Annotated in this window: 17 protein-coding genes; 12 read left to right on the top strand and 5 right to left on the bottom strand. The window is 67.5% G+C overall.

Features of this window, described 5'->3' with window-relative positions; translation table 11 throughout:
* Positions 1-75 precede the first annotated feature (75 nt).
* The gene (locus tag HBE63_RS16495) at positions 76-2118 is read right to left on the bottom strand and encodes an ATP-dependent DNA helicase (RefSeq protein ID WP_305848720.1); all 2043 of its coding nucleotides are present in this window, start codon (positions 2116-2118) and stop codon (positions 76-78) included.
* A 66-nt stretch (positions 2119-2184) separates the two neighbouring features.
* Positions 2185-3462 carry a nicotinate phosphoribosyltransferase gene (locus HBE63_RS16490; protein WP_371815035.1) on the bottom strand — a complete coding sequence of 426 codons (1278 nt, stop codon included), beginning with the start codon at positions 3460-3462 and terminating at the stop codon, positions 2185-2187.
* Positions 3463-3555: 93 nt separating this feature from the next.
* Between HBE63_RS16490 and clpS the strand changes: the two genes are divergently transcribed.
* The 11 genes from clpS to HBE63_RS16435 all read left to right on the top strand — a co-directional run bounded on the left by clpS (position 3556) and on the right by HBE63_RS16435 (position 10943).
* Positions 3556-3870, top strand: coding sequence for an ATP-dependent Clp protease adapter ClpS (gene clpS, locus HBE63_RS16485; RefSeq protein WP_166905693.1), 315 nt, complete (start codon positions 3556-3558; stop codon positions 3868-3870).
* Between the two features lie 6 nt (positions 3871-3876).
* Complete coding sequence (locus tag HBE63_RS16480; RefSeq protein ID WP_166905692.1) at positions 3877-4455, top strand: DUF2017 domain-containing protein; 579 nt, start codon at positions 3877-3879, stop codon at positions 4453-4455.
* Between the two features lie 5 nt (positions 4456-4460).
* Entirely contained in the window at positions 4461-5495 is a 1035-nt protein-coding gene (locus HBE63_RS16475) for a P1 family peptidase (RefSeq protein ID WP_166905691.1), read from the top strand.
* A gap of 43 nt (positions 5496-5538) precedes the next feature.
* A complete protein-coding gene (locus HBE63_RS16470) occupies positions 5539-5922 on the top strand; it encodes a Mov34/MPN/PAD-1 family protein (RefSeq protein ID WP_208301465.1) in 384 nt (127 codons plus the stop codon).
* 20 nt (positions 5923-5942) lie between these two features.
* Positions 5943-6224, top strand: a complete 282-nt coding sequence (locus HBE63_RS16465; RefSeq protein ID WP_166909878.1) for a MoaD/ThiS family protein — start codon at positions 5943-5945, stop codon at positions 6222-6224.
* A gap of 3 nt (positions 6225-6227) precedes the next feature.
* Positions 6228-7199, top strand: coding sequence for a cysteine synthase (locus tag HBE63_RS16460; RefSeq protein ID WP_166905689.1), 972 nt, complete (start codon positions 6228-6230; stop codon positions 7197-7199).
* Positions 7196-7879, top strand: a complete 684-nt coding sequence (locus tag HBE63_RS16455) for a rhomboid family intramembrane serine protease (RefSeq protein ID WP_166905688.1) — start codon at positions 7196-7198, stop codon at positions 7877-7879. Before HBE63_RS16460 ends, HBE63_RS16455 begins: the two co-directional genes overlap by 4 nt.
* A 4-nt stretch (positions 7880-7883) precedes the next feature.
* Positions 7884-8708, top strand: a complete 825-nt coding sequence (gene murI, locus HBE63_RS16450) for a glutamate racemase (protein ID WP_166905687.1) — start codon at positions 7884-7886, stop codon at positions 8706-8708.
* A 64-nt stretch (positions 8709-8772) separates the two neighbouring features.
* On the top strand, positions 8773-9540 hold the full coding sequence (locus HBE63_RS16445) for a cyclic nucleotide-degrading phosphodiesterase (RefSeq protein ID WP_166905686.1): 768 nt from the start codon (positions 8773-8775) through the stop codon (positions 9538-9540).
* A 17-nt stretch (positions 9541-9557) separates the two neighbouring features.
* Positions 9558-10337: a ribonuclease PH gene (gene rph, locus HBE63_RS16440; RefSeq protein WP_166905685.1), complete on the top strand. Its 780-nt coding sequence runs from the start codon at positions 9558-9560 to the stop codon at positions 10335-10337.
* Positions 10338-10943 carry a non-canonical purine NTP pyrophosphatase gene (locus tag HBE63_RS16435; RefSeq protein WP_166905684.1) on the top strand — a complete coding sequence of 202 codons (606 nt, stop codon included), beginning with the start codon at positions 10338-10340 and terminating at the stop codon, positions 10941-10943.
* Positions 10944-11107: 164 nt separating this feature from the next.
* Here the strand turns inward: HBE63_RS16435 and HBE63_RS16430 are convergent, their stop codons facing one another.
* A complete protein-coding gene (locus tag HBE63_RS16430) occupies positions 11108-12337 on the bottom strand; it encodes a multidrug effflux MFS transporter (RefSeq protein WP_243858090.1) in 1230 nt (409 codons plus the stop codon).
* A gap of 51 nt (positions 12338-12388) precedes the next feature.
* Here HBE63_RS16430 and HBE63_RS16425 point away from each other — a divergent pair, with 51 nt between their 5' ends.
* Positions 12389-12841: a MarR family winged helix-turn-helix transcriptional regulator gene (locus HBE63_RS16425; RefSeq protein ID WP_243858088.1), complete on the top strand. Its 453-nt coding sequence runs from the start codon at positions 12389-12391 to the stop codon at positions 12839-12841.
* On the opposite strand, the gene HBE63_RS16420 is transcribed toward HBE63_RS16425, so the two are convergent.
* The gene (locus HBE63_RS16420; protein WP_064885671.1) at positions 12842-13204 is read right to left on the bottom strand and encodes a DUF3817 domain-containing protein; all 363 of its coding nucleotides are present in this window, start codon (positions 13202-13204) and stop codon (positions 12842-12844) included.
* On the bottom strand, positions 13201-13581 hold the full coding sequence (locus HBE63_RS16415; RefSeq protein WP_166905683.1) for a hypothetical protein: 381 nt from the start codon (positions 13579-13581) through the stop codon (positions 13201-13203). Before HBE63_RS16415 ends, HBE63_RS16420 begins: the two co-directional genes overlap by 4 nt.
* Positions 13582-13589: the final 8 nt, after the last annotated feature.

The raw sequence follows: 13589 nt of genomic DNA, 5'->3' as shown, positions 1-13589 counted from the left end.
CTCTGGCGGCCACAACCGTCCGCGCGGGGTCATTGCCGCACACACTAGTTAACCGAGCGAGCACAGGTTGCGATATCAACCTTCGCCGCGCAGCCGCTTCAGCGACTGTCGCACCCGGTCGGGGTCGGTGGTGGACCAGAACGGCGGCAACGACGAACGCAGGTAACCGCCGTAGCGGGCGGTCGCCAACCGCGAGTCCAGGACGGCGATGACGCCGCGGTCGTCGGTGTGGCGTAGTAGCCGGCCGGTGCCCTGGGCGAGTAGCAGCGCGGCATGGTTGGCGGCGACCGCCATGAAGCCGTTGCCGCCGTGAGCGCTGATCGCCCGCTGCCGGGCGGTCAGCAACGGATCGTCGGGGCGTGGGAACGGAATCCGGTCGATCAGTACCAGCGACAGCGACGGTCCGGGCACGTCCACGCCCTGCCAGAGCGACAGGGTGCCGAACAGCGATGTCTCCGGATCATCGGAGAACTTTTGCACCAGAGCCGAAGTGGTGTCCTCACCCTGGCACAGGACGGGGGTGGACAGCCGCCCGCGCATGACTTCGGCAGCGGCCTTGGCTGCGCGCATCGAAGAGAACAGGCCGAGGGTGCGGCCGCCGGCCGCGGTGATCAGTCCTTCGATCTCATCCAGTGTCCGAGTGTCCGTGCCGTCCCGCCCGGGAGGTGGTAAATGCTTGGCAACGTAGAGGATTGCGGATTTGGCGTGATCGAAAGGTGATCCGACATCGATGCCGCGCCAGCCGGGTTTGGCCGGCTCGCCGGCCCCGCCCGGTTTGGCCGGCTCGCCGGCCCCGTCGTTGCTGGAGAAGCCGCCCAAACCCCAATTGCGCGCCATCGCGTCGAAGTTGCCACCGAGGGTCAGCGTCGCAGAGGTCAGTACCGCGGTGGTGTTGGCGAACAGCCTGGTGCGCAACAGGCCCGACACCGACATCGGCGCCACCCGCAGCAGGCTGCGCCCGGGGCGGGGGGCCGCGTTTCCGGCGTTGGCGGCGGCCGGGCCGTCGGACTGTTCCACCCACACCACGTCGACGCGGTCGGGGATGGCTGGGACGAACGAGGTGAGAATCCGGGTGGCGGTGTCGCTGACGTCGCTCAGTGCGGTGACGGCCTCGGTGCGGGCTGAGGCGGCCTGGGGGTCGCTCGGGGTGGTGTCGATGGCTGTGCGCGCCGCATTGGCGGCGTCGCGCAATGCGGTCAGGTAGGTGCCCAATTCCTCGTCGAGCACATCGATGCGGCCGGCGTCGAATTCGTGCAGCAGCGAGGACAACGTCGCGACCGCGGCCTCGAACCGTTGCGCCAGTTCGTCATCCACCAAACGGGACAACCTGCGGTGCGCCACGGCCATGGAGGTCGCCGACAATTCGGCGGTGGCCACCCCGGTCACCCGGTCGGCCAGTTCGTGGGCCTCGTCGACCACCAGCAACTCGTACTCGGGTAGCACCGAGAAATCGGAGAGCGCGTCGATGGCCAGCAGTGCGTGATTGGTGACGACGACGTCGGCGGCCCCGGCCTTCTCCCGCGCCCGCTCGGCGAAACAGTCGGTACCGAACTGGCAGCGCGACACCCCGATGCATTCGCGCGCCGAGACACTGACCTGCGACCACGATCGGTCCGGCACGCCAGGGACCACCTCGTCGCGATCCCCGGTCTCGGTGTCCGAGGACCACTCCGTCAGCCGTTGCACATCCCGGCCCATGGCGCTGACAGCCATCGGTGAGAACAGTTGGTCTTGGGGGAGGGCGCTTGGGTCTTCTGTCGCTCCGTTGTGAATCTTGTTGAGGCACAGATAATTTCCGCGCCCCTTGAGTAACGCGAAAGTGGGTGTGCGGGGCAGTGCATCGGCTAGCGAGTTCACCAACCGGGGTAGGTCCCGGTCGACGAGCTGACGCTGCAGGGCGATGGTGGCCGTCGAGACGACCACCGGTTGCTCGGTCTGCAACGCCCGGGCGATCGAGGGCACCAGGTAGGCCAGCGATTTGCCGGTGCCGGTCCCGGCCTGTACCGCCAGGTGTTCACCCGACTCGAAGGCGTTCGCGACCGCCTCGGCCATCTGGACCTGGCCCGGGCGACCGGCGCCGCCGAGCCCTTTCACGGCGATCTTGAGGAGATTGGTCACCACATTGGCCACCTCGCGGGATGGCTTGGTTCCAGTCGGCTTCGAAGTGGAGGGCACAGTGCGGGACTAACGAACCTGGGCCGATGCCACGACCCGGGTGGGGATGGCCGGCTCCCCGCGGGACAGTTTGAGGCCGTCCCACGGCAGGCTGTGCAGCCCCGCGGCCACCCGCTCGCGCGCGGTGGTCAGGTCGGCAGATGGGTGGTGCCCGTCGACGGGCGCGCCGCCGGTGACCAGCGGCACGGTGAGTCGGCGTGCGGTGAGCCCCGAGGGCTCCGGCGGAGCCTGGCCGCACGGGTGGACCACTTCCTCGACGATCGTGCCCGAGGACTTGGCCAGCCGCAGGGCCTGCTTGCGGCCACCGTGGGATTCCTTGCGGCTACTGCGCTTGGCCACCGGGATCCCGTCGACCTCGACCAGCTTGTAGACCATGCCCGCGGTCGGTGCGCCCGATCCGGTGACCACCGAGGTACCGACGCCGTAGCTGTCGACCGGCTCGGCGCGCAGGGCGGCGATCGCGAACTCGTCGAGGTCACCGGAGACCACGATCTGGGTTCCGGTGGCGCCCAGGTCGTCGAGCTGCTGGCGCACCTGGCGGGCCAGCACCCCGAGATCGCCCGAGTCGATGCGGACGGCGCCCAGCTGCGGGCCGGCCGCCGCTATCGCGTTGGCCACTCCGGCGGTGATGTCATAGGTGTCCACCAGCAGGGTGGTGTCGATGCCCAGCGCTGCCACCTGGCCACGGAACGCCGCCTGCTCGTCGGGGCCGGACGCCGTGGTGTGCAACAGCGTGTAGGCGTGCGCCGCGGTGCCCAGCGCGGGCACGCCGTAGCGCTGCTGGGCGGCCAGATTGGACGAACCGGTGAACCCGGCCAGGTAGGCCGCACGTGCTGCGGCCACGGCGGCCAGCTCGTGGGTACGCCGTGAGCCCATCTCGATCATCGGCCGGCCGTGAGCGGCGCTGGTCATCCGGGCCGCTGCCGAGGCGATCGCGGTGTCGTGGTTCAGGATTGACAGCACCAGGGTCTCGAGCACCACGCACTCGGCGAAGGTTCCGTGGACCGAAAGCACCGGCGAACCCGGGAAATAGAGCTCGCCCTCGGCGTAGCCGTCGATGTCACCGCTGAACCGGTAGGCCGACAGGAAGTCCAGCGTCGCGGAATCGAGGAACTCGGACAGCTCGGCCAATTCCTCCGGAGAGAAGCTGAACTGTGCCAACGCTTCCACAAAGCGTCCGGTGCCGGCGACCACGCCGTACCGGCGTCCTTCGGGCAGCCGGCGGGCGAAGACCTCGAACGTGGTGCGGCGGTGTGCCGTGCCGTCGCGCAGCGCGGCGGCGAGCATCGTCAGCTCGTACTTGTCGGTGAGCAACGCGACGGTCACACCAGCAACCGTAGCTGTTTCGGGTATCAGGGTTGCCGCCGGTATTGTGGCCCCATGGTTACACCGGCGAAGGCCCGACCGGGGACCCGCGAGGAGCGCAGTGCCGGGGCCGCGCCCCAGGAAGATACCGCCACCGAAAGCCCGTGGGTGACCATCGTCTGGGACGATCCGGTCAACCTGATGACCTATGTCACCTACGTGTTCCAGAAACTGTTCGGATATACCGAGCCGCACGCCACCAAACTCATGCTGCAGGTGCACAACGAGGGCAAGGCCGTGGTGTCGGCGGGCAGCCGCGAGTCGATGGAAACCGATGTGACCAAACTGCACGCCGCAGGGCTGTGGGCCACCATGCAACAGGACCGCTGATCGACTGTGCGCAAATGGAAACGGATTGAGACCGCTGACGGTCTACGGTACCGCTCGGCATTGGAGGGCCACGAGGCCTCGTTGTTGTCCAGCCTGGGCACCTCGATGCTCGGGATGCTCGACGAGCGTGGATCCTCCGGGCCCACAGACGAACTCGAGATGATCACCGGCATGAAGACTGGTAATCCTCAGCCGCCGGAGGACGCCACGATGAAGCGTCTGCTCCCGGATTTCTACCGGCCGCAGACCGAACATCCTGCCGGCTCGGGCACCGCCGAGAGCCTCAACAGTGCGCTGCGCGGGCTGCATGAGCCGGCCATCATCGACGCCAAACGGGAAGCGGCCCAACGTTTGTTGGACACCATCCCAGAGGGCGGCGGGAAGCTCGAGCTGACCGAGGACGACGCTGAGGCATGGGCCGCCGCGGTCAACGACATCCGGCTGGCGCTGGGCACCATGCTCGACATCGACTCGCAGGGGCCCGAGCAGTTGCCCGCCGAGCACCCGATGGCCGGGCACGTCGACGTCTACCAGTGGCTGACCGTGCTGCAGGAGTACCTCGTCCTGGGCCTGATGGGGAGGTAGATCTGATGGGTGCGATCACCGACGTCGGCGGCATCCTGGTCGGCCACCATCACCGCATCGACCCCGATGTGTCGTTGGGGTCGGGGTGGGCGTCAGGGTCGACAGTGGTGCTGACGCCGCCGGGGACCGTCGGTGCCGTCGACGGTCGAGGCGGTGCGCCCGGTACCCGCGAGACCGACCTGCTCGACCCGATCAACACTGTGCGCCATGTCGACGCCGTGGTGTTGACCGGTGGCAGTGCCTACGGTCTGGCGGCCGCTGACGGTGTGATGACCTGGTTGGAGGAGCAGGGCCGCGGAGTGGCGATGGACGGTGGCGTGGTGCCGATCGTGCCCGCCGCCGTGATCTTCGATCTACCGGTGGGCGGCTGGGCGAACCGGCCGACCGCCGAATTCGGTTATGCGGCCGCCGCCGCGGCCTCCACCGACTTCGCGCTCGGCACCGTCGGCGGCGGGGTCGGCGCGCGGGCCGGGATCCTCAAAGGCGGCGTGGGTACCGCCTCGGTGACGCTGGACTGCGGGGTGACGGTGGGTGCCCTGGTCGTGCTCAACGCCGCCGGTGACGTGGTCGACCCGGCCACCGGTCTGCCGTGGATGGCGGCGCTGATCGAGGAGTTCAGGCTGACCGCCCCGCCCGCCGACCAACTCGCGGCCTACGCCGAACTTCACACCGAGCTGAGCGCGTTGAACACCACGATCGCGGTGGTGGCCACCGATGCGGCGCTGAGCCCCGCCGGGTGCCGCCGGGTGGCCGTCGCCGCCCACGACGGATTGGCCCGGACCATCCAGCCGTGTCACACCCCGGTCGATGGCGATACGGTGTTTGCGCTGGCGACGGGCGCGGTGACCGTCGAGCCGGACGAAAAGACCCCGGTGGCGATGTCGCCGGAGACGGCGCTGGTGACCAAGGTCGGGGCGGCCGCGGCCGACGTGCTGGCCCGCGCCGTGCTGGTCGGGCTGCTGGCTGCCGAGCCGGTGGCCGGAATACCGACCTACCGTGACATGTTGCCCGGAGCGTTCGTGGTGAAGGAAGTGCGATAGGAGTGATGAAGTGCTGGTGATCCGCCGGGATCTCGTCGAGGCAATGGTGGCGCATGCGCGCGCCGACCACCCCGACGAGGCGTGCGGGGTGATCGCCGGGCCGGAAGGCTCTGATCGGCCCGAACGCTTCGTCGCGATGGCCAACGCCGAGCGTTCGCCGACGTTCTACCGGTTCGATTCGGGCGAGCAGCTCAAGGTGTGGCGGGCGATGGACGAGGCCGACGAGGTGCCCGTCGTCATCTACCACTCGCACACCGCGACCGAGGCCTACCCGAGCCGCACCGACATTTCGTTGGCCTCCGAACCCGACGCCCACTACATATTGGTGTCCACCCGCGACCCCGACGAGCATGAGCTGCGCAGCTATCGCATCATCGACGGCGTCGTCGCGGAGGAACCCATCGACATCGTTGAGCAGTACAACTAAGGAGCGACATGGCTGAGCCCATTTCTGTAACCGTCTCGATCCCGACCATCCTGCGTCCGCACACCGGCGGACAGAAACGCGTCAGTGCGTCCGGCGACACGTTGGCGGCGGTGATCAGCGACCTGGAGGCCAACTACTCCGGAATATCGGATCGCCTCATCGACTCGGACAACAAGGGCAAGCTGCACCGCTTCGTCAACATCTACGTCAACGACGAGGACGTGCGGTTTTCCGGCGGACTGGACACCACCATCGCCGACGGCGACTCGGTGACGATCCTGCCCGCGGTGGCAGGCGGATAGCCGATGGCACGGCACGACTCACTGCTGCAGGCCCTCGGCAACACCCCGCTGGTGGGGCTGCAGAACCTCTCGCCGCGTTGGGACGATGGTGAGGACGGGCCGCATGCGCGGTTGTGGGCAAAGCTCGAGGACCGTAACCCGACCGGGTCCATCAAGGACCGGCCCGCGCTGCGCATGATCGAACAGGCCGAGCGTGACGGCTTGCTGAGCCCGGGCGCCACCATCCTGGAGCCCACCAGCGGCAACACCGGCATCTCGTTGGCCATGGCCGCGATGCTCAAGGGCTACAACATGATCTGCGTGATGCCCGAGAACACCTCGATCGAGCGGCGTCAGATCCTGGAACTCTACGGCGCGAGGATCATCTTCAGCGCGGCCGAGGGTGGCTCCAACACCGCCGTGGCGACGGCGAAAGAGCTTGCGGCAGAAAATCCTTCGTGGGTGATGCTGTATCAGTACGGCAACCCGGCCAACTCCGACGCGCACTACTACGGGACCGGCCCTGAGCTGCTTGCCGACCTGCCAGAGATCACCCACTTCGTCGCCGGCCTCGGTACCACCGGAACCCTGATGGGCACCGGCCGCTTCCTGCGCGAGCAGGTGCCGGGTGTGCAGATCGTGGCCGCGGAACCGCGCTACGGCGAGGGTGTTTACGCACTGCGCAACATCGACGAGGGGTTCATCCCCGAGCTGTACGACCCCGACGTGCTGACCACGCGGTTCTCGGTGGGCTCCTACGACGCAGTCAAACGCACCCGTGACCTGGTCACCCGCGAAGGCATCTTCGCCGGCATCTCGACGGGCGCGGTGCTGCACGCCGCGCTGGGGATGGCGGCCAAGGCGATCAAGGCCGGCGAGCGCGCCGACATCGCATTCGTGGTCGCCGACGCCGGTTGGAAGTATCTGTCGACCGGTGCCTACGCCGGTAGCCTGGATGACGCAGAGGATGCGTTGGAAGGGCAGCTTTGGGCATGACGAGCCCGTACGGATACCAAACGACACCGACGCCGGAGCCGAAGAAGCGGCCCGGCTGGATGGTCGGCGGCGTGACGATCATCAGTTTCGTCGCGCTGTTGTACGTGATCGAGTTCGTCGATACCGCGATGGGTCACCGGCTCGACCAGGACGGCATTCGGCCCCTGCAGACCGACGGACTGTGGGGCATCCTGTGGGCGCCCCTCCTGCACGGCGGCTGGCCGCACCTGATCGCCAACACCGTGCCCGCGCTGGTGCTCGGCTTTCTCATGACGCTGGCCGGGATGGGGCGATTCATCGCCGCGACGGCGATCATCTGGATCCTGGGCGGCTTCGGCACGTGGCTGATCGGCAACATCGGCCTGCACTGCCCCTACGTGAGCGTGCAGTGCACGAGCACTCACATCGGCGCATCCGGCCTGATCTTCGGCTGGCTGGCGTTCCTGATCGTGTTCGGCTTCTTCACCCGCAACGTGTGGGAGATCGTGATCGGCGTCGTCGTGCTGTTCGTCTACGGCGGTGTGCTGTTCGGCGTGCTGCCCGGTAATGCGGGCGTGTCCTGGCAGGGCCACCTCAGTGGGGCCCTTGCGGGCATCATCGCCGCGTACCTGCTGTCCGGACCGGAACGCAAGGCGCGCGAAGCGAAGAAGAGTTCCGCCCAGCCGCGTCTGAGTGCATGACCATATGAACGACCGCCTGGCACCCGTCGGCATCTTCGACTCCGGCGTCGGTGGTCTGACCGTGGCCCGCGCGATCATCGACCAGCTGCCCGACGAGGACATCATCTACGTCGGAGACACGGGCAACGGTCCGTATGGGCCGCTGACCATTCCCGAGATCCGGGCGCACTCGTTGGCCATCGGTGACGACCTGGTGGCCCGCGGCGTCAAGGCTCTGGTGATCGCCTGCAACACCGCGTCCTCAGCGTGCCTGCGCGACGCGCGCGAGCGCTACTCACCGGTGCCGGTGGTCGAGGTGATCCTGCCCGCGGTCCGGCGCGCGGTGGCCGCCACCCGCAACGGACGCATCGGCGTGATCGGCACCGCCGCCACCATCGCCTCGGGCGCCTATCAGGACGCGTTCGCCGCGGCACGTGACACCGAGGTATTCGGGGTGGCCTGCCCACGGTTCGTCGACTTCGTGGAGCGCGGGATCACCAGTGGTCGTCAGGTGCTGGGGCTGGCCGAGGGTTATCTCGAACCGCTGCAGCGGGCCGAGGTGGACACCCTGGTCCTGGGCTGCACGCACTATCCGATGCTGTCCGGGCTCGTCCAGTTGGCCATGGGCGACAACGTCTCCCTGGTGTCCTCGGCCGAGGAGACCGCCAAGGACCTCCTCCGGGTGCTCACCGAGCTCGATTTGCTGATGCCTCACGAATCCGGCCCGGCCCAACGGGTGTTCGAGGCCACCGGCGATCCCGAGGCGTTCACCGCGCTGGCCGCCCGCTTCCTGGGGCCGGGGCTGGACGGGGCGCGGCAGGTCCGGCGTCACGTGGGCGTCGGAAAATGATCTCCGTCGCCCAAACCGGCGATGTCTTGGCAACGCGCACAGCAAGCATGGCAAGCTAGACACTGTGCGATTGACCATCCTGGGATGCTCCGGCAGCGTCGTCGGCCCGGATTCGGCAGCCTCCGGCTATCTCGTCACCGCACCTGACACGACTCCGATGGTCGTCGACTTCGGCGGGGGCGTCCTGGGTGCGCTGCAGCGCTACGCCGATCCGAATTCGGTCAACGTGTTGCTGTCGCATCTGCATGCCGATCACTGTCTGGATCTGCCCGGCCTCTTCGTGTGGCGGCGCTATCACCCCATTCCGGCCACCGAGCGTGGGCTGATGTACGGGCCAGTCAACACCTGGGCCCGGCTCGGTGCGGCGTCGTCGCCCGAGGGTGGTGAGATCGACGACTTCACCGACATCTTCGAGGTGCGCAACTGGGAGGACGGCTCCGCGGTGCAGCTCGGCACGCTCAGCGTGACACCGCGGCTGGTGTGTCACCCCACCGAATCCTTCGGCATGCGTTTCACCGATCCGTCCGGGGCAACCCTGGTCTACAGCGGTGACACCGGGTACTGCGACGCGCTCGTCGAACTGGCCCGCGGGGCCGACGTCTTCCTGTGCGAGGCATCGTGGACGCACGATCCGTCCCGACCGCCGCACCTGCACCTGTCGGGCACCGAGGCCGGGCGGGCAGCCGCCGAAGCCGGCGTCGGTGAGCTGCTGCTTACCCACATTCCGCCGTGGACGTCGCGCGAGGATGTAATCAGCGAGGCCAAGGCCGAGTTCGACGGCCCGGTGCACGCCGTGCTGAGCGGCGAGACCTTCGACGTCACCCGGCGCTGACCCGCTAGGGTTGGCGGGTGTCCAAGCGAGAAGACGGTCGTCTCGACGACGAGCTGCGCCCGGTAACCATCACCCGCGGTTTCACATCGCATCCCGCCGGCTCGGTACTGGTGGAGTTCGGCCAGACCCGCGTCATGTGCACCGCCTCGGTCACCGAAGGTGTGCCCCGCTGGCGTAAGGGTTCCGGGCAGGGCTGGCTGACCGCCGAATACGCCATGTTGCCTGCCGCCACCCATGACCGCTCCGACCGGGAATCGGTCAAGGGGCGCGTCGGCGGGCGGACCCAGGAGATCAGCCGGCTGGTCGGGCGCTCACTGCGCGCGTGCATCGACCTCGGCGCGCTGGGCGAGAACACCATCGCGGTCGACTGCGACGTGCTGCAGGCCGACGGCGGCACCCGCACCGCCGCCATCACCGGCGCGTACGTGGCGCTGTCCGATGCGGTCACGTATCTGGCGGCGGCCGGACGGCTTTCCGATCCGCGCCCCCTGTCGTGCGCCATCGCAGCGGTGTCGGTGGGCGTCGTCGACGGTCGCGTGCGTCTGGATTTGCCCTACACCGAGGATTCGCGCGCCGAGGTGGACATGAACGTCGTCGCCACCGACACCGGCACCCTGGTGGAGATCCAGGGCACCGGCGAGGGCGCGACGTTCCCGCGCTCCACCCTGGACAAGATGCTCGACGCGGCGCTGGCGGGTTGCGAGCAGTTGTTCGTAGTCCAGCGCGAGGCACTGGAATTGCCGTATCCGGGCGTGCTGCCGGAGGGGCCAGCGCCCAAGAAAGCGTTTGGAAACTGAGTGCCCTCGCTTCTGGTAGCCAGTAGTAACGCGAAGAAGCTGGCCGAGCTACGGCGGGTGCTGGACGCGGCCGGGGTGGTTGGTCTGGAGCTGTTGTCGCTGGCCGACGTGGCGCCGTTCGACGAGGCACCAGAGACCGGCGCGACCTTTGAGGACAACGCGCTGGCCAAGGCCTTGGACGGGTTTCACGCCACCGGATTGCCTTGTGTGGCAGACGATTCCGGGATCTCTGTTTCGGCGCTGAACGGGATGCCGGGTGTGCTCTCGGCCCGGTGGTCCGGGAAGCACGGGGACGACGCCGCGAACACTGCTCTGCTCCTGGGGCAGCTGGCCGATGTACCCGATGAACGACGCGGCGCCGCTTTCGTGTCGGCGTGTGCGCTGGTCTCTGCGTCGGGTTCGACTGTGGTGCGCGGCGAGTGGCCGGGCACGGTTGTGCGCGAGCCCCGCGGCGACGGGGGATTCGGGTACGACCCGGTGTTCCTACCTGACGGATCTACCCACACCGCAGCCGAATTGACGCCCGCCGAGAAAGACGCGTCGTCGCATCGCGGCCGGGCGCTGGCGTTGTTGGTGCCTGCGCTGCGGGAATTGGCCGGGTCTTAGCCAGCTCGCCACGGCGTGCGTTTGTCACACTGCTCGTTTGTCACGCTGGAGTGGCTGTCGCGCTCGAGTGTCACGTTAGCGTGCACAGAATCGACTGCGGCCCAGCCGTTGTCACGCCAGCGTGGATCCCAAGCTCGGGGGCCACGCTGGCGTGACAAACCGGGTCAATCGATGGCAACAACCTGACGCGGGCGAGTCAGCAGCAGTGCTCCCGCACCGATGCAGGCACTGACCAACATGGCCCCCGCCATGGGCAGCGCGGTGTGGTCCCCGCCGAGCCCGACGATCGGTGACACCACCGCCGCCAGGCCGAACTGCAACGCGCCCAATACCGCAGAACCGGTGCCCGCCGCATGGCGGACCTGATCGAGTGCCAGCGATGTCGCATTGGCGGCTACCAGGCCGAGGCTCGCGACCGCACCCCACAACAGCAGCAGCGACGCCCACAGCACCGGACCCAGCATCGCGTCCACCAACAGCAGGGCCGAAAAGAGGACGAGCAGACCGACGCCGAGGTGCAGCAGCCGGCGCTGCCCGAATCGGCCGACGATTCTGGCGTTGACGGCATTCATGATGACGATGCCCGCGGCGTTCGCGGCGAAGGCGAACGAATAGTGCAGCGGGGACAGTCCGAGCACGTTCTGAAGCACGAACGGTGAAGCCGCGATGTAGGCGAACATCACGGTGAAGCCGAACGCGAACGCCAGTGTGTAGCCGAGGTAGCCGCGATTGGTCAGCACCGACCGCGCATCGCTGAGCATGGCGGCCACGCCGCCGGTGTGACGACGGTCTTTCGGATGGGTCTCGGGGAGTACGGCGACGACGCCGATGAACATCGCCACGGCAAGCCCGGCAAGGATCCAGAAGACTCCGCGCCAGCCGATCACACCCATCAGCGATCCACCGATGAGCGGTGCCAGCACCGGTGCGGCACCGTTGATGATCATCATCAGGCTGAACGCCCGTGCGGCCACGGCGCCGTGCGCGCGATCGGCCACGACAGCACGGCTCAGCACCACGCCGGCTGCGCCGCTGAATCCCTGCACGAAGCGGAATGCAGTCAGTACGGCGATGTTTGGAGCCACCGCGCAGGCGACGCCGGCCAGGATGCACACGAAGGTGCCCGCGAGCATCAGTGGGCGCCTGCCGAATCGGTCCGAGAGCGGACCGATGATCAACTGCCCGCTGGCCAGGCCCACCATGAACGAGGTCAGGGTGAACTGAACGGCGGAGGCCGATGTTCCGAACTCAGCCGCCATTGCCGGGAAGGCGGGCAGATACATGTCGATCGACAGCGGTGCCACGGCGGTCAGCAGGGCCAGCACACCCAGCCAGCTCAGCGGCAAGGCAGGTGTCTGGGATGTCGTCTCGGTTTTTGTGGTTTGAGTACTCATGCGACCTTAGGTTCAAGATTTATATATAAAGTTATATGTAATATAGCTGATATGACGGCCCCCCGAGTACCCAGGGCGATGCGTGATGTTCGTGACACTGCGGCCGCCGTACGGACGCTGGTCTGGTCGCTACGGCGGTTCGGTGAGAAGCAAGTCGGTCTGGAACCGTTGCCACACTCGGAGTTCGAACTCATCCGCACGGTGGGCGACCATCCGGGCATCAGTGTGTCCGAGGCCGCCAATGTGCTGGCGCTGCAGCCCAGCAACGTGAGTACCACGGTGCGGAAACTGGTTGAGCGGGGCCTGATCGACCGCGCGCCCGACGAACACGACCGCCGCTGCATTCGGCTGCAGGTGACGCCCAGGGCCGCCGAGCACAAGAAGATGATCGACGCGGCGTGGACCGCCGGCGTCCGCGAACAGTTCGCTCAGATGACCGACGAGGAGGTGGCGACCTTGGTCAAAGCCGGGCCGCTGCTTCAGCGGTTGGCTTCGATGGGATAGCTACAGTTCGAAGCGCTTCTTGAGATCAAGGGTATTGAAGTGCTCGACGATGATGCCCAGCAGCGGGATCGTGCCCGCGAGCAGCACGCCGATGGTCTTGCCGATGGGCCAGCGAACCTTGACTGCGAGGTTGGCCGTGAACAGCAGGTAGATGAAGTACACCCAGCCGTGCACGATGCCGATCCAGCCCGGAGGATTGTCCACCTGCACGATGTACTTGAGCACCATCTCGTAGCACAGCGCGATGAGCCAGATGCCCGTCGTCCAGGCCAACACGCGGTAGCCCAGCAGCGCCTTACGGAGGGTCTCCTTAGGAGTCGAAACCGCCGGCGTGACCTCGGCGCCCGGTTCTGGTGCGGTCATCTATCGGTCCTGTCTTTCTTCTCGGGCTGGTCGGACTTGGCCAGCTCGGCGAGGTAGGCGTTGTATTCGGAAAGTTCGCGGTCGCCGGCGTCGGTGGCCGCGGCCTTGGGACGTTCGGGCAGCAGGCCCGCGGGAATCTCGGTGACGTCGCCGCTGGGGCGCTCCGGTGGGGCGTCTTCGTAGCGGACGAACTTGTAGTACGCGTAGAAGCAGAACCCGGCGAACATCGGCCACTGCAGGGCGTAGCCCAAATTCTGGAAGGTGCCGGAGGCGGATTCGTAACGCGTCCACTGCCACCATGCCAGCGCCAGGCAGCCTGCGGCGCCAAGGCACACCAGCGCGATGAGGGCTGGTCTCCTACGCCGTGTAGTGGACATTCGTCCAT

The organism is Mycobacterium sp. DL440 (genome assembly GCF_011745145.1).
Taxonomy (GTDB): domain Bacteria; phylum Actinomycetota; class Actinomycetes; order Mycobacteriales; family Mycobacteriaceae; genus Mycobacterium.
This window is presented reverse-complemented; position numbering and strand designations above follow the sequence as displayed.